This is a genomic window from Empedobacter sedimenti, assembly GCF_030005555.1.
Taxonomy (GTDB): Bacteria; Bacteroidota; Bacteroidia; order Flavobacteriales; family Weeksellaceae; genus Empedobacter; species Empedobacter sedimenti.
The window spans coordinates 147,782-168,473 of record NZ_JASCQG010000004.1; the positions used below are offsets into that span (position 1 = coordinate 147,782).

A 20,692-nucleotide genomic window follows, 5' to 3' on the forward strand; every position below is an offset into this window, starting at 1 on the left:
AAATTAATATTTTAATAAAAAAATAAACTTTTGATAAATTCACGAGAGTAATTTTGGGGATGAGGTATTTTTAATCGATTAGAATCAATTATTATACTGTTAAAGTACAATATATCAATGTCTATGATACGATCTACATATTTTTCATTAATTAATGGTTGAGAATATGTTCGTCCCATGTTATTTTCAATGTCTTTTACTTTTTTTAGAACTTCAAATGGAGAAAATTTAGAAATAATTTCAATTTTTTGATTTAAAAAAGAATTTTCACTTGTAAAACCTTCAGCATTGTTTTCTAATACGTTAGATTCTTTTTTTATATCTCCAATATCAGAAATTATCTTCTTTTTTGCATTTTCTAAATTGTTAATTTTATTTCCAAGGTTAGTTCCGAGTAACAAAATGATAGTATTTGTCGACATATAGGCAAAAGTAATAATAATTTAGTAATGAAGAACTTTTTAGGGAGAGTATTCTCAACAATTATAGGAAACCTATTAACATTTGGTGTGTTATTTTGTATCATGTTGGTGTTAATTTTTGTGTCAGCACTTTCTACAACAAGTAAGAGTGTAAAAGATGGTTCTGTTTTGGAAATTTCGTTAGAAGATCCAATTCAAGAAAGTGAAATGGATCGATCGTCTTCAATTTTTGATTTTTCTGAAGAAACAAAATTTTATTTGCAAGACATTATTTATTCAATTTCGCAAGCAAAGAATGATGATAAAATAAAAGGAATAAGTCTTAAACTTGATCATTTTTCTGGTGGAGCTACACAAGCAGCAGATATTCGTGCAGCTTTAGAAGATTTTAAAAAGTCAGGTAAATTTATTTATGCATATTCTAACTCTGGTAGTCAATTGGCTTACTATATGAATAGTGTTGCAGATCAAATTTATCAAAACCCACTTGGAGGAACATTGTTACAAGGGTTAAGCTCAGATATTATGTTTTATAAAAATGCTGGAGATAAATATGGTGTAGATTTTCAAGTGATTCGTCATGGTAAATTTAAAAGTGCTGTAGAACCTTTTTTCAGAACAAACATGTCTGAGGAAAATAAACTTCAACTATCAGAATTATTGAATGATGTTTGGGGAAATGTTTCCGGAACGATTGCTAAGTCTAGAAAAATGACTCAAAATGAGTTAAATATAGCAACAGATAGTTTGTATTCTTTTATTCCTGAAGTTGGTAAACAACATAAATTTTATGATGTTATCGCACAAGAAAATGAATATCAACAAATGTTATTCAAAAAATTAGGTCTAGAAGTTGATAAATCAAAATCTAATTTTGAAGTTTTAACTAAACATACAATCAAGGTTGAAGATTATTATGAAACCTTAGAAGAAAAAGACGAGAAAGATAAAATTGCGGTTTTATATGCTTCTGGAACAATTACAGAAGGAGATGGTTTTGACGGAATACAGTCTAAAACTTACGTAGAAGCAATTCGTAAGATTGCGGAGAAAGATGATATTAAAGCGTTGGTTTTACGCGTGAATTCGCCTGGAGGAAGTGCAAATGCGTCGGACGAAATTTTATTTGAGTTAGCTCAATTAAAAACAAAAATGCCAATTATTGTTTCTTTTGGAGATGTTGCAGCTTCGGGAGGATATTATATAGCACAAGTTTCGGATAAAATTTATGCTCAACCAAATACAATTACAGGATCTATCGGAGTTTTCGGAATGATTCCAAACGCAAAGAAATTATTCAATAACGTTGGTTTAGATTTCGATGGTGTAAAAACAAATGCAAACGCAGATCAATTAAAATCGTTGACAACACCCTTGTCACCATCTGCACAAAATACAATGCAAAAATCGGTAGAATTAACTTACGCGAGATTTGTAAACCATGTTTCTAAAAATAGAAAAATGACTTTTCAGCAAGTTGATGAGATTGGAGGAGGAAGAGTTTGGTCTGGAACAAGAGCGAAACAAATCGGATTGATTGATGAATTTGGTAGTTTGAATGATGCGATAAAAGCAGCTGCAAAATTGGCTAAAGTTGATAAATATTCGACAGAAAGTTATCCAAAACGTAAAGATTCTTTTGAAGAATTTATGGAACAAATGCAAGGAAAAAGTGCACAAGCTAAAATTGCACAAGAATTAGGAACTGATGGTGTAAGAATTTACAAAGAAATAAAACAGATAAATGAGCAAAAAGGTATTCAATTAAGACTGCCTTATAACATACAAATTCAGTAGAAATCATAAAAAAGGGTTAAAATGTTTTTAACCCTTTTTTATTATAGATTTATTCCTAATTTAGCAAAAATTTAGGTAAAGAAATTTTTTTTTCATCTTTTCAAAAATCACCTAAATTTATCATACTTTTGTACATTCATTTTTAATAATACGAGACTTAATCAACGATGGGATTATTTGATTTTTTCACGCAAGAAATTGCGATTGACTTGGGGACAGCTAACACTTTAATTATTCATAATAATAAAGTTGTTGTTGATAGCCCGTCTATCGTCGCTATACATAGAAGAACAAATAAAGTTATTGCTGTTGGAGAACAAGCAAAACACATGCAAGGTAAAACGCATGATGATATAAAAACAATTCGACCATTGAAGGATGGTGTAATTGCAGATTTTGAAGCTTCTGAATTCATGTTGACTGAATTCATCAAAAAAATTCCTGGAATTCAAGGAAAATTATTTTCACCATCATTACGTATGGTTATTTGTATTCCGTCTGGTATTACTGAAGTTGAAAAACGTGCTGTAAAAGATTCTTGTGCACGCGTTAATGCAAAAGACGTTCGACTTATTTACGAACCAATGGCAGCTGCAATTGGAGTAGGAATTGATATCACTCAACCTAAAGGTAACATGATTATTGACATAGGTGGAGGTACTACAGAGATTGCTGTTGTAGCTTTAGGAGGTATTGTTTGCGACAAATCTGTGAAAATTGCAGGTGATGTCTTTACAAACGATATTGCATATTACTTAAGAACTCATCACAATTTATATATCGGAGAAAGAACTGCTGAGCGTGTTAAAATTGAAGTTGGAGCTGCTGTAGAAGAATTAGAGCATGCACCAGAGGATATGCCAGTACAAGGTCGTGATTTGATTACAGGAAAACCAAAAGAAATTACGGTTAATTACCGTGAAATTGCTCGTGCGTTAGACAAATCAATTTTGCGTATTGAAGATGGAGTGATGGAAACTTTATCTCAAACTCCTCCAGAATTAGCTGCAGATATCTACAATACAGGTATCTATATGGCTGGTGGTGGAGCTATGTTGAGAGGTTTAGATCAACGTATTTCTAAAAAAACAGGTTTACCAGTTTTCTTGGCTGATGATCCTTTACGCGCTGTTGTTCGTGGAACAGGTATAGCACTTAAAAATATTGATAAATTCACTTTCTTAATGAAATAGGAGTAAAGGGCAATGCAATATATTCTGAATGCGATTAGAAGAAATGGAATGCTATTAATTTTCGTCTTTTTAGAGTTAATTGCATTGTTTCTTGTCTTTAAGAAAAACATTTATCACGAAACCATCTTAGCTTCTGCAAGTACATCATTTACAGGTTATGTGGATGATAAAATAGCAAAAGTTACTAACTTTATTCACTTACCGCAAACGAATAAAGAATTGATGGATGAGAATGCTTCGTTGCGCGAGCGTTTAGTACATTTAGGGATTAAAGATGCTAAAACGAAGAAATTCTATAAAACTGATACTTTAGGTTATAAACAAACTTACTCATTTGTACCTGCAGAAATTGTAAACAATTCGATTATCAAAACGCAAAATCTTTTGACAATTGATAAAGGAACAAACGATGGAGTAGAGAAAGGCGATGGTATCATTACAAATAATGGTGTAATTGGTATAGTAACGTATGCAAGTAAAAATTATTCGCGTGCAATTTCGTTATTAAACAAAGACATCAATATTAATGCGCGTATAAAAGGAAATCAATATTTCGGAACAGTAAAATGGGACGGAAAAGATCCTCGTTATGTACAATTGCTAGAAATTCCGAAATATATTGCAGTTAAAAAAGGTGATGTTATCGAAACAGATGGTAAATCACCAGTTTTCCCAGAAGGGATTATCATTGGTACTGTCGTAAGTAAAGGAATTGACGAAACGGGAGAGTTGAGAATTCAAGTTAAACTAAAACAAGATTTTGGTAACCTAGCACAAGCTTATGTGGTTACTAATCTTAATAAAGTTGAAATCCAACAAGTTGAAAAATCAGATACAATAACAAACACAAACAATGTTCAATAAAGACTTTTTAATCAATCTTATCAAGATTATCATTTTGGCTTTGCTACAAGTTTTTGTGTTTAATCATATCAACTTTTTAGGAAGCTTTCAACCTTATATATACATTGTTTTTGTATTATTTTATCCACCTTCTCAAAATAAATACGCCCTATTAATCCTGTCATTCTTATTAGGATTAATGATTGATATTTTTGAGTACACTGGCGGAATACACACTTTTGCTATCACTTTTGTAGCTTTCTTAAGAACACCAATCATCAAATTATTGGCTGGTAAACAAGATTATGAAATGGAATTTTTCTCATTCCAATCATTTAGTTTTGCACAATGGGTTTTCTACATGGCTATTTTGATCTTAATTCATAGCGTATTGCTATTGTTGTTAGAGAATTTCAAACCAACAGGAATTGGTCCATTAATGCTAAAAGCATTGATTAATGCAGGAATTACATTTGTATTTGTCTTTATTTATAAAATTTTATTTAAAAATAAAGTTGGAGTATGAAAAAGTTAATGGTTGTTTATGCACTCATTCTATTTATAGTTTTTCTATTTATAGGACGTTTAGCCTATCTACAATTATTTACTGATCGCTATACGTTAAATGCGTTTAATACTTCAATCAAACAAGAAATTATTTACCCCAATCGTGGTGATATTTTAGATCGCAATGGAAAATTATTAGTGAGTAACACTTATTCGTACGAATTAGATGTTATTCCAGGTAAAGTTGTTGATGATTCCGGAGAATTTATTAATGATTTTGATAAGAATAAATTTTCGAGAATGGTTGGTATCTCTACAAAACAATTTGATTCTATCATGAATAAAATTGTTTCTGCAAAAGATTATAAAAGACTTTCACCTTATCCATTTATAAAGAATATTTCGCGAGAAAATTTTGCACGTATGCAAGAGCAATTGTATTTGTATCCTGCATTTAGTATTATTAAACGTCCCGAACGTAAGTATATGGTTAGTTCTGCCGGAAATATATTAGGTTATATTAACGAGGCTGGACCAGCTTACATCAAAACAGATTCTACCTATTATCAACCAGGTGATTTAGTAGGAATTGCAGGTGTAGAAAAATCGTATGAAAAAGATTTACGTGGTGTAAAAGGTGTAAAAAACTGGATTGTTGATAGAACCATGAATGTTGTAGGACCGTATAAAAACGGGGAATACGATCGTCCAGTTAAAAGTGGGAAAACTGTAAATCTTACGATTGATTATCGTTTGCAAGAATTAGCCGAACAGATGTTGAAAAATAAACGTGGAGCTATTGTAGCAATTGATCCAAATAATGGTGAAATACTAGCTTTGGCATCTGCGCCAACAATTAATCCAAATGATTATCTGAATTCTAAGTTAAGAAATGCGTTAATCAACGATTCTATTTCTCGTCCAACTTTTGATCGTGCTTTGCAAGGAACTTATCCTCCTGGTTCAACATTCAAAATGGTAACAGCTTTGGCTGCGTTACAAATGGGAACAATGACGGAGCAAACAACATATGTTTGTAAACACGGTTTTCGTTACGGACGTATGCATATTGGTTGCCACTGCGGATTGTATTATGCGCCGCAAGGTTTAGAAAGAGCAATAGGAAAATCGTGTAATAATTTTTTCTCAGAAGCTTATCGTGACATTGTTCGTAAAGATCCAAATGATTATAGCGTTGGGATTAACGAATGGGCAGCGATTATGAATAGTTTTGGTTTAGGAAAATTTATGGGAACAGATTTGCCTGTTGGTAGTAAAGGTCTTATTCCGACAGCCGAATTTTATAACGATCGTTTTGGAGAAGGTGTTTGGAATCCTTATCGTATTATTTTTAATGGTATGGGACAAGGAGATATCAATACAACTCCTTTGCAAATGGCAAATTATACTGCGATTATAGCTAATAAAGGATTTTTCTATACACCACACATTGTACATCAGATTGATGGAAAACCATTGACAGATTCTACTTATATGGTAAAGAAAAACACATTAGTAGATCCAAAACATTTTGATATTATTCATAGAGGAATGCGAAATGTATTTACAATGGGGACAGCACGTAGTTTTGATACAAGTACATTTATTCAATTAGGTAAAACAGGAACTTCTCAGAATTCTCATGGGCAAGATCACTCGTTATTCGTGCTATTTGCTCCAGCAGATAAACCGAAAATTGCAATTGCTGCAATTGTAGAAAATGGATCTTGGGGAACAACCTATGCTGGACCAATGGCTAGTTTAATAGCGGAATTGTATGTTACAGATACAATAAAACGTCCAGGACTTGTTGATAGAATGAAAGCTGGTAATCTACAAGGAGAGTATCGTCGTCAGTGGATAGATTATTTAAAAAGAAAAGGACTTTATATAGAACCAATTAAAAAGGATTCCTTAGTAGGTAAAACGGATTCTTTAAAATTTAAAAAAGATTCTTCTAAACTAAAAAATGAGTCAAAACAGATTACTAAAAGGCATTGATTGGACTGTACTAATCCTAGGGTTTCTTATAGTAACTTTTGGGATTATGAACGTGTATAGTGTCAATCCAGATTTAGGTGTAAAACAGCTAATTTGGTTTGGACTAGGAATGGTCATGATTTTAGGTTTGATCATTGCAAGTGGTAATAATCGCAATTTCTTTGAGATTTATAGTCCTGTTTTTTATATTGTTTCCCTCGTTTTACTCGTCGGAGTTTTAATTGTTGGTAAAGAAATTAATGGAGCTAAAGCTTGGTATAGATTTGGACCATTAAGTTTGCAACCTGCCGAATTTGCTAAGATTGGAACTGCATTATTGATTGCCAATTTTATTAATCATTCTAATGCAAATCTAAAAGATCTTACTTTTATTGGTAAGATTTTATTGGTAATCGCTCTTCCTGTTGTGTTAATTTTATTACAACCAGATTTAGGTTCGGTAATCATATTTTGTTCGCTTAGTATTGCATTGTACAGAGAAGGACTAAATCCTTGGATAATCATAGCGCCAATTATTGGATTGATAGTTTTTTTGATTTCAATTGTTCAAATTCCATTTTACGTATTATTGTTTTTTGGATTCATTGTTCTAACAATTACATTATTAATATTAGCATTTAATTATAATCAAAATGTAGTTGATGCAATGCATGGTGTATTAATAGGACTTTCTTTCTTCTTTTTATTATTGATTGGGATTTGTTATTTCGTTCAAAATTTATCTGAAGAAACGAGAGAATCTTTTGGATATTTATTTCCTATGCGTTCACTATTCTTTGCTGAGCCAATATTTTTTAATACAGTATTATTTGGTTTGATAGGTTTTTTCTTATCAATTATACCAGTATTGATTTTAAAATTAACAGAACAGAAAGAAATTAATAATTCGCCATTCAAAACGCAATCTGGTTTAGCTGCAAATGTTTTAAATTTTAGTATTATAGCTTCGATTGTTCTCTTATTATTGACTAGTACAATCAGTTTTATTTCGCCAATCATTTTCGAGAAATTACCAAAACACCAAAAAGAGCGTGTAATGGTTTTGTACGAAGGAGAAGCAAAATACCGTGATACATCTGGATATAATTTATTGTATGCTAAAACGGCGATTGGCTCGGGCGAATTATACGGAAAAGGTTACAATCAAGGAACAATCAAAAAAGGACGTTTTGTACCAGAACAACAAACCGATTATATTTTTACAACTGTAGGAGAAGAGTGGGGATTTTTAGGAAGTACATTCTTGGTAATTATTTACGCTCTATTTGTAGGCCGAATATTTTATTTAGCCGAACATCAAAAGAATCGATTTGCACGATTTTATGGCTATTGCGTAGGTTCAATATTATTTTTCCATTTCTTTATCAATATCGCCATGGTAATTGGCTTATTTCCTACCGTAGGTATTCCTTTGCCCTTCTTTAGTTATGGAGGAAGTTCATTATGGGGATTCACAATTCTGATTGGTATATTTCTAATCATTCATTACAAAAACAACCAAGGTTTAATATAAAACAAAAGCTATACTGCAAAGTATAGCTTTTTATTTTGTATCGTTTTCTAAGACTATAAGTCAGAAACGTGATTAACTTTTTTAATTACTTTATTGTCTTTATCAACTAAAAATAAAGTGGGAGTAGAATTAACATTGTATTCTGCTGCAATAGGAGAATCCCAACGCATTAAATCAGTATAATTAAACCAAGGAAGTTCTTTTGTAGCTTTGTTGTATTCAGCTTCATCATAATCTAAAGAAATAGCAACAATTTCGCCACCTTTCGCTTTGAAATTTTTGTAATATTCTTTTATATGAGGAATTTCTTGCTGACAAGCAGGACACCAAGACGCCCAAAATACAATCAATTTTTGATCAGCTTTAATGTCATACAATGATTTCTTTCCATTTATAGGTTGATCAAAAGTGATATTAGGTACTTTACTTCCAATCTCTACATTAGCTGTTTGACCAATTTGTTTTTTTAATTGCTCCGTAACATTTCCTGTTAAAGCTTTTGCTTGATCGATGTATTTTTTATGAAAAGCTGGATATTGATCTTTTGGAACAAAATTTAATAACGCATTCAAAATATTTTGTCCACGTGATGTCGTAAGTTTTGTTCTACTTAAAATTTCATCAGTAGCAGCAATTATTTTATTTTCGATATTATCTTGCTGATTTCCGTTGCTCAATTTTAGATTGATGTAAGCGAACACTAAATCATTAAACATTCCAGATTGCTCTAAACGTACATCATCATTTACAAAGTGAGCTACAATTTGCTCAATAACTTTAGTATCTTTTGAATTTTGAGCTTCAGCTTTTAAATCTGTCAGATTTTTTTCATATTGTACTAAACCAGAAAATTTAGTTGCACTACTCAAGTTTTTAATACGATTTTGTTCTTTTATAATTGCTTGATAAAATTCATCAGATTGATTATAAACTTGCATCAAATAAGGAAAAACTTGGTTCTGAACTTCATTTAGAGGTTGCATCGCCAAAACTTTATTAAATTCTTTTTGCGCATTTCCTTCTAATACTTCAAGTTTATTCATAAATTCTTGTCCAGTAACGGTTTTGAATTTGATATTTTTATTATCTGTTAACAATGAAATGTTTTCGCCTGTTGGTAAATCTACACGTACAAAACCATTGTATTCTTTCGGAATGTTTGTACTAAAATTACCTTGCGCATCTGTTTTTGTATTTTTAACTAATTTTAGTTCTGCATTATCATACATTTTTACTAAAACAGGTTTGTTTGCATAATTCTCTAATTGTCCAGATACTGTAAATTGTCCGAATACAGATCCTCCTAAAACAACTATTGGTAGTATAAATTTATTTTTCATAATTTTTCGTAATATAAAAAAACCTCAATCAAAAAGATTGAGGTTTAAAAGTATGATTAATATTGATTAAATCAAAGATTTTTTGTATTTCTTAACAGCAAAGTAAGTTACTGCAATTAAGATAGCAAAACCAATTAAATAGATTGTATAATCATCTATTGGAGTTGCTTGTCCTCCAGTTCCTTGACCAGGTGTAGGAGGATTTCCACCACCACCACAATCACCTGTGTCACAATCCCATTGTGCATTTACGGTACTAACAAAACTAAAGAATAGTACTAGTAAGTAAAATTTAAATTTTAAAAATATTTTCATAGGTTAGGTTTATTTATTAATGGTTTTTTTGGTAACAACTTTTCCGTCTTTATAACTAATTTTTACTAAGTAAACTCCAGCTGCAACTAAATTTAATTGATGATCGTTATTAGTCGAAACGTTTGTTTTATAAGAAATTTGTCTTCCAGCTAAATCGTAAATAGCAATATCTGCTGTTGTATTATTTTGTTCAAATTTGATATATTGATTACCATTGTTACTATATAAATAAGTAATATTTTTTGAAGTTAGATTATCATTAGTTGATAAACTTTCAGGTAATGCATTCCAATAAAATTCATAACGATCGTTAATTGTATTATCAGCTACAAAAGTGATTTTTGTATTAGCATCAACTACTTCAGTTTTATTTGTTTTCTTATCTAAAATGTAATATTTACCAAGACCTAATTTATCTACTTGATTTAAAATAGAATATTCATACAAGTTCATGTTAATTGTATATTCTTGACCATTCTCAAGATCATTGAAACCTAATCGGATCGGTTTAGCAATATAATCAACAGAATTAAAAGAATTAGATAATGTTTGTGCCGTTTTTATAACCTCTCCATTACTATTTTCTTCGTAAAAGAATATAGGATTTGTTATTGTATTGTTGTTAGTAGCATTTCCACTTACCATGAAGTTTGCATTTAATAAATAAGCTGCAGTTCCTTCAAATTTATTGTTTTTACTTAAAAATAATTCAACTTGTGTAAAATCAAAATCTGTTACTAAACCTTTTTGTTTTAACCTATCATCATTCAACAATGCCTGTTTTGTAGAATTTGTTTCATTTTGAGTTTTAGCAAAAGTTCCGTTAGGGAATCCGTTTGCATTAGGATTTTTAGAACTAAAGTTATAATCAAAAGTTTTATGATAATCAGTTAATTTAACGTTTGCGCTTACAATTCTAGTTCCTCCGTTACCAGCACTATTAATTGCATGATAATCTATGTAAAAAGATTCGTATGGTTTTACAATTAAAGCTTGTGGATTACCTGTCCAAATATATGTTGGTGTAGCAGCTCCATCTGAAGTAAGATATGCACTAATAGGAGTAGACGAACTTGTTGTTACGTTACCTGAATTTGCATTCCACTTAATTGTAAAATCATTAGCAATTTTAGTTACTCTAAAACGAAGTGCTCCCGCAAAAACCTCTGTTGGTGCAGTACCACCTGTAGCTCCGGTAAATCTAATCCATGTATTTACTTTACCAATATCAGATAAATCAATGTTTGAAGTAAACGGATTTGATAAACGGTGTTGATTTTTGCCATAGATTTGGCTTGCATCGTATAATGTACCAGTCTTATTTCCTATGTAAGAATCGTAAGTCTCGTTGTAGTTATTAATTTTACCTTTCCAATCTTTCCAAGTAAGATTAGCAAAATCTTGTGAACCACCTTTTAAACCACTTTTTAAGGCAAAATCAGTACTATTATTATTAGGAATTCCAGCAAATTTAATAGGATTCGCAGTACCTAATGAAATAATTGCATTATCTACAGCTGTTCCAGCTCTTAAATTTAATAAATATCTGAATTTTGGATCGATTATGAATGCATCATCAATTGCATCATATTCAGTTTCATTTACATCCCAAAAAAGGATAGATTGTAGATATCTTGAGTTACCACAGTTTGTATTTAACTTACAATCTCCCTTAAAAAAGTTACCACCTGTCAAAGAGTTAACAACTTCTTTAGCCGTAACATTCTTGAATGGTAATGAGATTACATATTCGTCATTATTTACATCAGGAATTGATCTTTCAATAGCTACTCTACCTGTAACAGTTGTAGCATTTTGAATAATTAATTGACCAAAAGAATTATCATTTGTGTATTTATTAACAAAGTTTTTACCATTAGTATTGGTATTTGTAAAACCTCCTTTAATTTGAATATTTCCTTGATTAATAATCTTCTCTGTTGTTGCGCTTGTTGCATCAGTTGTTACATTAACATTTCCTCCATTATAGAAAAGAGTATTAGGGTTAATTTTAACAATTACTGCATCTTTTATGTTAGTATCTTGTGCATATGCACTATATATCGCTCCTAATGCGAATAAAGCAAGTAGATTCTTTTTCATAATTTATGTTATTTTGGTAGGTTTTTTTTAAAATTAAAAAATAATTTCATTACAAATATAAAAACTTTTATTAAAAAGTTACTATACAATAGTTTATATTGTTACTTTTTCTGGTAAATCTTTTATGTCGTACATCAAATCTGTAAAGATTTCTTCAGTCACAGCTCTTAATCCACGAGCTCCCAACCCTAAATCATTCGCTCGATCTACTATCTTGCTTAGAGTTTCGTCCGTCACTTCAAGCTCTTTGCCATCTAAAGCAAAAAGTTTTGTATATTGTTTGATAAGCGCATTTTTAGGTTCTGTTAAAATCGCTCTCATCGCTTCTTTGTCTAATGGTTTTAAGAAGGTAATGATTGGTAAACGTCCAATTAATTCTGGTATAATTCCAAAATTTTTCAAATCTTGTGCATTTACTTCATCCAAAAGATGTTCAATTACTTTTTCGTCTTCATTTTTGAAACCAATTACATGTTTCTTCAAACGATCTGCAATGTGTTTTTCTATTCCAGAAAAAGCACCACCTGCAATAAATAAGATATCTTTTGTATTAACTTCTATAAATTTTTGATCTGGATGCTTACGTCCTCCTTTTGGTGGAACGTTAACAACAGTTCCTTCCAAAATTTTAAGTAAAGCCTGTTGTACACCTTCTCCAGAAACATCTCTTGTGATTGATGGATTGTCACTTTTACGTGCAATTTTGTCCATTTCATCAATAAAAACAATTCCTTTCTCTGCTAATTCTACATTATAATCTGCAGCTTGTAGAAGGCGAGTTAATATACTTTCTACGTCTTCACCTACATATCCTGCTTCCGTTAATACAGTTGCATCTACAATTGCAAACGGAACGTTTAGTAATTTGGCGATTGTTTTGGCTAGTAATGTTTTTCCACTTCCTGTTTCTCCTACTAAGATTACATTAGATTTGTCAATTTCAACATCGTTGTCTTTGTCTAATAATATTCTTTTGTAGTGGTTGTATACAGCAACAGATAATATTTTTTTGGCTTGATCTTGACCGATTACATATTCGTCCAAAAATTCTTTAATTTCTTTTGGAGATTTTAAAGTCAAAGGCTTGATTAAATCATTACTTTCGTTAAATTTTGATTCCTCTAGAACAATACCATGAGCTTGTTCTATACAGTTATCACAAATATTACCGTCAATTCCTGATACTAAAATATTAACTTCGTTTCTGCTTTTTCCACAAAAAGAGCATTTGTTTTCTTCCAATTTTTTCTGCTTAAATAATGTGCAAAGGTATTTATTTTCTTTTACATAGAAAATATTTCTTTGTTAATTTATTTAATACTAAATCTTTTACAAAGATAATGATATTAATTCTTAATTTACATTGTTGTGAAAAATTGCTTTTTTGCTAATTGCCTAGATTATGAGGAATAAAAAAGGATACTCAAAACTGAGTATCCTTTTTTATTATTTTGTTACAGAAATTATTTTGCGCGAGGTGCTAACACTTCGTCAATCATTCCGTATTCTTTTGCTTCTGTCGAAGTCATCCAGTAATCACGTTCTCCATCTTTTTCGATTTGCTCGAAAGTTTGTCCAGAATGTGTTGCAAGAATATCATATAATTCTTTTTTCAATTTCAAGATTTCCTTCAATGTAATTTCCATATCAGTTGCTTGTCCTTGCGCTCCACCTAATGGTTGGTGAATCATCACGCGAGAGTGTTTAAGAGCCGAACGTTTTCCTGCAGCACCCGCACATAATAAAACTGCTCCCATAGAAGCTGCCATTCCTGTACAAATTGTTGCCACATCTGGTTTTACTAACTGCATCGTATCGTAAATACCTAATCCTGCATAAACACCACCACCTGGTGAGTTAACGTAAATTTGAATATCTTTTGTAGAATCTACACTTTCTAAGAATAATAATTGCGCCTGAATGATATTGGCAATTTGATCATCGATCGCTGTTCCTAAAAAGATAATTCTATCCATCATTAAGCGAGAGAAAACGTCCATTTGTGCAACGTTCAATTTTCTTTCTTCAACAATGTAAGGTGTTGTATTTTGGATATAGCTTTCCATATGTAATGAGCTAATTCCTTTGTCTAACAACGCGTATTTTTTAAATTCTTCTCCTACGTTTTTCATTATTAATTTAGATTTTAATGAAAGTTATAAAGAATTTTTTAGATGCTTGTATTAAGCTTCAGCTAATTCTTTATTTTTTTCTGTAATAATGTCTACAAACTCGTCAAAAGTAACTTCTTTCTCGTTTAATTTTACATTGTCTTTGAAGATTGCTAACATTTTATCTGTAAACACTTGGTAAGATAAACGGTTGTATTCTTCTTGATTTTGTAATGCAGACATTGCAATTTGTTGTAAAGTTTCTTCTGGAATAGAAGTTTGACCGTACATTTTTAATTGATCTTTGATTGCAGTAAAAGCAGCTTCTTTTACTTCTTCAGCATTTACTTCTACATTATTTTTCTCTGCAATTTTAGCTTCGATTAATTGGTAACGTAAACCTTTATCCATTTTAGCTAACTCTTCTTTCGCTTGCTCCTCTGTAGAAACATTTTCGTTAGAAGAAATTAACCATTTTGTTAAAAATTCTGTTGGTAAATCAAATTTTACAGTATCTAATAATTTTGATACTACATCATTGATAATTTGTTTGTCAGATTCTTTGTTGTACATGTTTTCTGACTCTTCTTTGATTTTGTTACGGAAAGCTTCTTCTGAATCTACAGAACCTTCTCCATAAACTTTATCAAATAATTCTTGGTTAACTTCTGCTTTTTCAGCTTTGTTAATTTCTTTGATTGTATATGTAACGTTTACTCCGCCTTCAGCAACTTCTGTGTTTAACTGTTGTGTAGCTTCTTCTACAGTGTCAAAAATATCGTTAGAATTAACTTCTACAACATCACCTACTTTTTTACCAATGAAAGCAGCAGTATCTTTTAAATCTTCTAAACGAACAAATGTAGGTTTAGCTTCTTCTCCTTCTACTTGTGCATCAACTTTCAATACAGCTTCAGCCTCAGCTTCAGCTAAAGATTTTAATGATCCGAAACGAGCAGCAAAGTTATCAACGTATTTTTGAATTTCTTCGTCTTCAACTTTTACTTTGTAGCTTTCTACATCTACTTTAGATAGATCAACATCAAATTCTGGAGCTAATCCTAATTCGAAATCAAATGATAATTGATCAGCATCCCAATCAACATCTTTCATAACAGGAACTGGATTTCCTAAGATTGATAATTTTTCTGTGTTGATGTATTCAGATACACTTTTTTGTAAAAGTTCGTTAACTGTATCAAAAACAACTGCTTGTTCGTATTGTTTTTTTACAAAACTCATAGGTACTTGCCCTTTACGGAAACCTTTGATGTTAGCTGTTTTTCTGTATTGGTTTAATACGTCAACTACTTTTTCTTGATAATCTGCTTTGTCAACAGTTACAGTTAATACTGCATTTAAATTGTCTGTTGTATTTTTAGTAATATTCATCTACCTTAAATTTGGAGTGCAAATGTATAAATTATTAATCATTTTTAATAGTAAAAAGTAACATTACAATCAATTCATTCACTATAAATTAACAATTATGATCGAATCTTATCAAATCGATTTGAAAGGATTGAATTAAATGACTTTTTAAAATTAATTTTTAGTACCATTTCAAATATTAAACCATTTCATTTTTACTGACAGATTGACATTTTTGTAATTCATGAACACAAAAAAAATCCAGCACATTAATGTACTGGATTTGTAATATTTTGAAATTTAATTTCTTAAAATTCTCCGTAATTTGCGTAAGATTCGTCAAAAACAAAATCTTCCATAAACTTAGTTGTGTAGTTACCTGCAATAAAATCAGGGTGATCCATCAACTGTAAGTGGAAAGGAATTGTTGTTTTGATTCCTTCAATATAAAACTCTCCTAAAGCACGTTTCATTTTTGCAATTGCTTCTTCACGTGTTTGTGCTGTTACAATTAATTTTGCAATCATAGAATCGTAGTTTGGTGGAATTGTATATCCTGCATAAACGTGTGTATCTACACGAACACCATTACCACCAGGAATATTAATATTCGTAATTTTTCCTGGAGAAGGGCGGAAGTCGTTATAAGGATCTTCTGCATTGATACGACATTCGATAGAATGTCCTTGTGGATAATAGTTTTTACCAGAGATTGGTTCACCAGCAGCTAACATAATTTGTTCGCGAACTAAATCGAAACCTGTTACTTGCTCTGTAATTGGGTGCTCTACTTGGATACGAGTATTCATTTCCATAAAGTAGAAATCTCCGTGTTTGTCAACTAAGAACTCAATAGTACCAACACCTTCATAACCGATATATTCACAAGCCTTAACAGCAGCCTCACCCATACGTTGACGTAACTCGTCAGTCATAATAGGAGAAGGAGTTTCTTCAGCTAATTTTTGATTACGACGTTGAATAGAACAGTCACGCTCAGATAAGTGACAAGCTTTACCGTTTTGGTCACTTGCTACTTGAATTTCGATATGACGAGGTTCTTCAATCAATTTTTCCATGTACATTCCGTCGTTTCCAAAAGCTGCTGCAGCTTCTGTACGAGCAGATTCCCATGCATGTAATAAATCTTCTTCTTTCCAGATTGCACGCATACCTTTACCACCACCACCGGCAGTAGCTTTCATCATTACAGGGTATTTAATTTCGCGCGCAACTTCTACAGCTTGTTCGTAGCTTTCTAATAATCCATCAGATCCAGGAACAACAGGAACACCTGCTTCTTTCATTGTAGCTTTTGCATTTGCTTTATCTCCCATACGGTCGATATTGTCAGCAGGAGCACCAATGAATTTGATTCCGTTTGATTGACAAATTTTAGAGAAAGTAGAATTTTCAGATAAGAATCCATAACCTGGGTGAATAGCATCCGCGTCTGTAATTTCAGCAGCCGCGATGATGTTAGCCATTTTTAGGTATGAATCTTTACTTGGAGCAGGGCCAATACACACCGCTTCGTCTGCGAAACGCACGTGTAAAGATGTTTCGTCTGCTTTAGAGTAAACAGCAACCGTTTTGATTCCCATTTCTTTTGCTGTACGTATAATACGCATAGCGATTTCACCTCTATTAGCGATTAATATCTTTTTAAACATATGTTTTTATTCTAAGAAAAAATAAAATTAAGCTGGATCAACTAAGAATAATGGTTGATCATACTCAACTGGACTAGCGTCATCAACTAAGATTTTAACGATTTTTCCAGAAACTTCAGATTCAATTTCGTTGAATAATTTCATTGCTTCAACAATACATAATACTTTTCCAGGAGCTATAGAATCACCAACACCTACGAAAGGCTCTTTACCTGGTCCAGCAGAACGGTAGAAAGTACCAATCATTGGAGATTTAACTGTAATTAAATTACTGTTTTCTTCTTCTGTTTGAGATGTAGAGTTATTTGCTGGTGCAGCTGCTGACGCTTGAGGAGCGGCAACTTGTGCTACAGGAGCTTGTGGTACATAAATTTGTTGAGATGCAACTTGTGCAGGAACGCTTGCTAAAGTTTTGATTTTGATTTCAATGTCATCTTGTTTGATGCTTACTTCAGCAACTTCTGCTTTTGATACGAATCTAATTAAATTTTGAATGTCTTTAATGTCCATATAATGCGGTTTTTTATTTGACCTTTTCGTTACTTTTTTGTTAAACGAAATCAAAGGTATTGAAAAAAAAATAAAAAAGCTGTCTCTTTTTTTAGAAACAGCTTCAAAATCTTTCGAAGATTATATTATTCAGTAACTTCTTGTACTTTTTCTAATACTACTTTTCCTTTGTAGTATAATTTTCCGTCAGACCAGTGTGCTCTGTGGTATAAATGTGCTTCACCAGTTGTTTTATCGATAGCTAATTGTGGAGCTTCGATTTTGTAGTGCGTTCTACGTTTATCTCTTCTTGTTGACGACTGTCTTCTCTTAGGATGTGCCATATCTAACTACTTTTTTTCTTTATTTCTATATGTTATTTTAACTAAAAAAACCGATTAAGGTTTTAAATCTTTTAATTTTGCCCAACGTGGATCGATTTCGTTATCATCGTCATCATCACCATTGTTGTTTTCGTTTTCATCATCATTTTCAGATTCCGAATCTTCACTTAATTCGTAAATACTGTACTGGTCTAATAATTCAATCATTTCTGAACTACTTTTCCCATTGATGACATCTGGATGAATTCGTTTTGTTGGTACTGATAAAATTGCTAATTCGTAAAGAACTTGTGCAACGTTAATTTGGTATTCCTCTCTCGGAATAACCCACATCTCAAAATCAGTATCGTCAAACTCTTCGCCAAATTTAACAATTAATTCTGCATTATTCGAAATTTCTTGCTGAAACAATTCTCCAGTTAAATCACAAGGAACCGTTATGTTACCTTTTAAGCTGATTTCTAACTCAAGCATTGTAGATTTCTTGTCTAAAATGATTTTAACAATCAAGTTAGGATTTTCAAAATCTTGTTCAATTTCAAATAAATCAAAGAACGATTGTGATAATTCGAATGTAAAATCACTCTTACCTAAAGGCAAGCTTGTAAATACAATATTATAATTTTTTAACTTGTCCATACCACAAAAAGGTGTGCAAAGATAATCTAATTTATTTAAAATTAATAGCTCTTTGCAACTTATTTTAATTTTTTATTCTTTATTATCTCCTTTCTCTAATTTTAGAGGAATATGTTGTAAAACATTTTTTGTAAGCTCTTTGTATTCCAAACGATTTTTGTGCAAATCTATTGCAGTAAAAATAGCTTCTTTGAATGATTCCTCGTTTGCAATTCCTTTTCCAGCAATGTCATAAGCTACACCATGATCTGGAGAAGTTCGTACAAATTTTAAACCTGCTGTATAATTAACACCTTCATCAAAACTAATTGTTTTGAAAGCAACTAATCCTTGGTCGTGATACATGGCTAAAACAGCGTCAAAAGCGTTTAAATTAGATGGATTGAAAAAGCTGTCAGCAGGATAAGGTCCAAAGACTAATTGATTGTCATTGATACAACGTTCAATAACAGGTGTGATGATTTCTTTCTCCTCAGAACCCAATAAACCATTGTCCCCTGCATGTGGATTAAGTCCTAAAACAGCAATTTTTGGTTTGCTGATTGCATAATCTTCTACTAAACTTTTATGAATTTGTTGAATTTTAGCATAAACAGATTTTGGATTGATTTGTTGTGCAATTTCACTAACCGGAATATGTTGTGTTACTAAGCCAACTCTCAATTTTTCTGAAACCAAGAACATTAAAGGTTTTCCTCCCCAAACTTCACCTAAAAATTCTGTGTGACCAGGAAAATGAAACTCTTCGGACTGTATATTGTCTTTGTTAATTGGAGCTGTAACCAAAACGTCAGTAAAACCATCTGAGACCGATTGCGCAGCTGCTTTTAATGATTGGTAAGCGTGTTCGCCTGCTTCTTTGGTTACTTTACCAAAATGTACATCGATTTGATCTTTCCAAAGATTGACAACATTTATTTTACCATCAACAATTTGACTTGCATCATGAATCCCTTGGAAATTAATACGATCAAATTTTAATCGATCTTTTTGATAGGATAATAGTTTTGTAGAACCGAAAATAACAGGTGTAAAAAAATCTGTTATTTCTTTTTCTTGTAAGGTTTTCAGAATAACTTCTATTCCGATTCCGTTATAATCACCAATTGAAATGGCTACTCTTATTTTACGATCTTTTTCAGACATAATTTTTGATTAATAAGATTGGCTTAAAGGTTTTTGTTTTTTGATGAATTTTTTATAGATTAAATCTACAAATAAACCTCCAATCCAAGAAGAAAAGAATAAAACTGGACAAATAGCAATTTCGTACCACGTTGGGTGATAAGGAGTAATTAATACGTCGCCCAGAGCAACAATTAACACAACAAAACCTACAAACATGGTGTACGCTTGTTTTGCTCTTTTTACAATAAGTGCTGTGATTACACCTCCAACTAAGGCTGCGATTCCACTAATAGCAAGCATTGATCCGAAAAATTGGACTTCATGTTTTTTTCCTTCTCCGTGCGAAAAGTATTTGATGATATGTCTCCATTCCGGAAAAATTTTGTCATCCCATCCTAATCTGTTCGCATTGTATATAAGACCAAATTGTATGATTAAAAAGATGATGGCTAATCCTATAATCACAGCAATTGTGTTTCTTAATACAGTTTTGTCTTTCAGCATAATATTATTTTAGTCTGCAATCGCAATAACTGAAATTTCTACGTTTACATCACGTGGTAAACGAGCAACTTCTACACACTCGCGCGCAGGGTAATTTGTGTCATTAAAATATGAAGCATATACTTCGTTAACGGCATTAAAGTCGTTTAAATCTTTTACAAAAATAGTTGTTTTTACAACGTTATCAATAGATGTTCCGCCAGCTTCTAAAATTGCAATAACATTTTTCATTACTTGATGAACTTCATCTTGAATACTAGTAGTTACCAATTCGTTTTTCTCTACATTAAAAGGAATTTGTCCTGATGTATAAAGAAAACCATTGTATTTTACTCCTTGCGAATATGGTCCTATTGCTTGTGGTGCTTTGCCTGTATGAATAATTTGTTTTTTCATTAC

At 31.6% G+C, this 20,692-nt stretch carries 20 protein-coding genes; 6 read left to right on the plus strand and 14 right to left on the minus strand.

Annotation, left to right across the window (positions count from 1 at the left end; translation table 11 throughout):
• Window positions 1-11: 11 nt before the first annotated feature.
• Complete coding sequence (folK, locus tag QHG34_RS05890; protein WP_282629275.1) at window positions 12-422, minus strand: 2-amino-4-hydroxy-6-hydroxymethyldihydropteridine diphosphokinase; 411 nt, start codon at window positions 420-422, stop codon at window positions 12-14.
• A 27-nt stretch (window positions 423-449) separates the two neighbouring features.
• On the opposite strand from folK, the gene sppA reads away from it, so the two are divergent.
• The 6 genes from sppA to rodA all read left to right on the plus strand — a co-directional run bounded on the left by sppA (window position 450) and on the right by rodA (window position 8,276).
• Window positions 450-2,219, plus strand: coding sequence for a signal peptide peptidase SppA (sppA, locus tag QHG34_RS05895; RefSeq protein WP_282629276.1), 1,770 nt, complete (start codon window positions 450-452; stop codon window positions 2,217-2,219).
• A 167-nt stretch (window positions 2,220-2,386) separates the two neighbouring features.
• A complete protein-coding gene (locus QHG34_RS05900; RefSeq protein WP_019975837.1) occupies window positions 2,387-3,412 on the plus strand; it encodes a rod shape-determining protein in 1,026 nt (341 codons plus the stop codon).
• 12 nt (window positions 3,413-3,424) lie between these two features.
• Window positions 3,425-4,276 (plus strand): rod shape-determining protein MreC, encoded by an 852-nt coding sequence (gene mreC, locus QHG34_RS05905; protein WP_282629277.1) that lies wholly within the window; start codon window positions 3,425-3,427, stop codon window positions 4,274-4,276.
• A complete protein-coding gene (gene mreD, locus QHG34_RS05910) occupies window positions 4,266-4,781 on the plus strand; it encodes a rod shape-determining protein MreD (RefSeq protein ID WP_282629278.1) in 516 nt (171 codons plus the stop codon). Before mreC ends, mreD begins: the two co-directional genes overlap by 11 nt.
• The gene (locus QHG34_RS05915; RefSeq protein WP_282629279.1) at window positions 4,778-6,763 is read left to right on the plus strand and encodes a peptidoglycan D,D-transpeptidase FtsI family protein; all 1,986 of its coding nucleotides are present in this window, start codon (window positions 4,778-4,780) and stop codon (window positions 6,761-6,763) included. The genes mreD and QHG34_RS05915 overlap by 4 nt, the downstream gene beginning before the upstream one ends.
• Window positions 6,732-8,276 carry a rod shape-determining protein RodA gene (gene rodA, locus QHG34_RS05920; RefSeq protein ID WP_282629280.1) on the plus strand — a complete coding sequence of 515 codons (1,545 nt, stop codon included), beginning with the start codon at window positions 6,732-6,734 and terminating at the stop codon, window positions 8,274-8,276. The genes QHG34_RS05915 and rodA overlap by 32 nt, the downstream gene beginning before the upstream one ends.
• A 53-nt stretch (window positions 8,277-8,329) precedes the next feature.
• Here rodA and QHG34_RS05925 read toward each other — a convergent pair whose 3' ends face one another.
• The 13 genes from QHG34_RS05925 to QHG34_RS05985 all read right to left on the minus strand — a co-directional run bounded on the left by QHG34_RS05925 (window position 8,330) and on the right by QHG34_RS05985 (window position 20,689).
• Window positions 8,330-9,616 carry a TlpA family protein disulfide reductase gene (locus QHG34_RS05925; protein WP_282629281.1) on the minus strand — a complete coding sequence of 429 codons (1,287 nt, stop codon included), beginning with the start codon at window positions 9,614-9,616 and terminating at the stop codon, window positions 8,330-8,332.
• Window positions 9,617-9,682: 66 nt separating this feature from the next.
• The gene (locus QHG34_RS05930) at window positions 9,683-9,931 is read right to left on the minus strand and encodes a hypothetical protein (protein ID WP_282629282.1); all 249 of its coding nucleotides are present in this window, start codon (window positions 9,929-9,931) and stop codon (window positions 9,683-9,685) included.
• 9 nt (window positions 9,932-9,940) lie between these two features.
• Window positions 9,941-12,034, minus strand: a complete 2,094-nt coding sequence (locus tag QHG34_RS05935) for a T9SS type A sorting domain-containing protein (protein ID WP_282629283.1) — start codon at window positions 12,032-12,034, stop codon at window positions 9,941-9,943.
• A gap of 93 nt (window positions 12,035-12,127) precedes the next feature.
• The gene (gene clpX / locus QHG34_RS05940; RefSeq protein ID WP_282629284.1) at window positions 12,128-13,276 is read right to left on the minus strand and encodes an ATP-dependent Clp protease ATP-binding subunit ClpX; all 1,149 of its coding nucleotides are present in this window, start codon (window positions 13,274-13,276) and stop codon (window positions 12,128-12,130) included.
• A gap of 221 nt (window positions 13,277-13,497) precedes the next feature.
• A complete protein-coding gene (gene clpP / locus QHG34_RS05945) occupies window positions 13,498-14,166 on the minus strand; it encodes an ATP-dependent Clp endopeptidase proteolytic subunit ClpP (protein ID WP_282629285.1) in 669 nt (222 codons plus the stop codon).
• A 51-nt stretch (window positions 14,167-14,217) separates the two neighbouring features.
• A complete protein-coding gene (tig, locus tag QHG34_RS05950; protein ID WP_282629286.1) occupies window positions 14,218-15,537 on the minus strand; it encodes a trigger factor in 1,320 nt (439 codons plus the stop codon).
• A gap of 287 nt (window positions 15,538-15,824) precedes the next feature.
• Window positions 15,825-17,189: an acetyl-CoA carboxylase biotin carboxylase subunit gene (accC, locus tag QHG34_RS05955; RefSeq protein WP_282629287.1), complete on the minus strand. Its 1,365-nt coding sequence runs from the start codon at window positions 17,187-17,189 to the stop codon at window positions 15,825-15,827.
• Between the two features lie 27 nt (window positions 17,190-17,216).
• A complete protein-coding gene (gene accB, locus QHG34_RS05960; protein WP_282629288.1) occupies window positions 17,217-17,699 on the minus strand; it encodes an acetyl-CoA carboxylase biotin carboxyl carrier protein in 483 nt (160 codons plus the stop codon).
• A gap of 125 nt (window positions 17,700-17,824) precedes the next feature.
• Window positions 17,825-18,022 (minus strand): 50S ribosomal protein L32, encoded by a 198-nt coding sequence (gene rpmF / locus QHG34_RS05965; protein WP_019975824.1) that lies wholly within the window; start codon window positions 18,020-18,022, stop codon window positions 17,825-17,827.
• A gap of 54 nt (window positions 18,023-18,076) precedes the next feature.
• A complete protein-coding gene (locus tag QHG34_RS05970) occupies window positions 18,077-18,661 on the minus strand; it encodes a YceD family protein (RefSeq protein ID WP_282629289.1) in 585 nt (194 codons plus the stop codon).
• 72 nt (window positions 18,662-18,733) lie between these two features.
• Complete coding sequence (pdxA, locus tag QHG34_RS05975) at window positions 18,734-19,807, minus strand: 4-hydroxythreonine-4-phosphate dehydrogenase PdxA (protein WP_282629290.1); 1,074 nt, start codon at window positions 19,805-19,807, stop codon at window positions 18,734-18,736.
• A gap of 9 nt (window positions 19,808-19,816) precedes the next feature.
• Window positions 19,817-20,293: a hypothetical protein gene (locus QHG34_RS05980; protein WP_282629291.1), complete on the minus strand. Its 477-nt coding sequence runs from the start codon at window positions 20,291-20,293 to the stop codon at window positions 19,817-19,819.
• A gap of 9 nt (window positions 20,294-20,302) precedes the next feature.
• Window positions 20,303-20,689 (minus strand): RidA family protein, encoded by a 387-nt coding sequence (locus QHG34_RS05985; protein ID WP_282629292.1) that lies wholly within the window; start codon window positions 20,687-20,689, stop codon window positions 20,303-20,305.
• Window positions 20,690-20,692 lie beyond the last annotated feature (3 nt).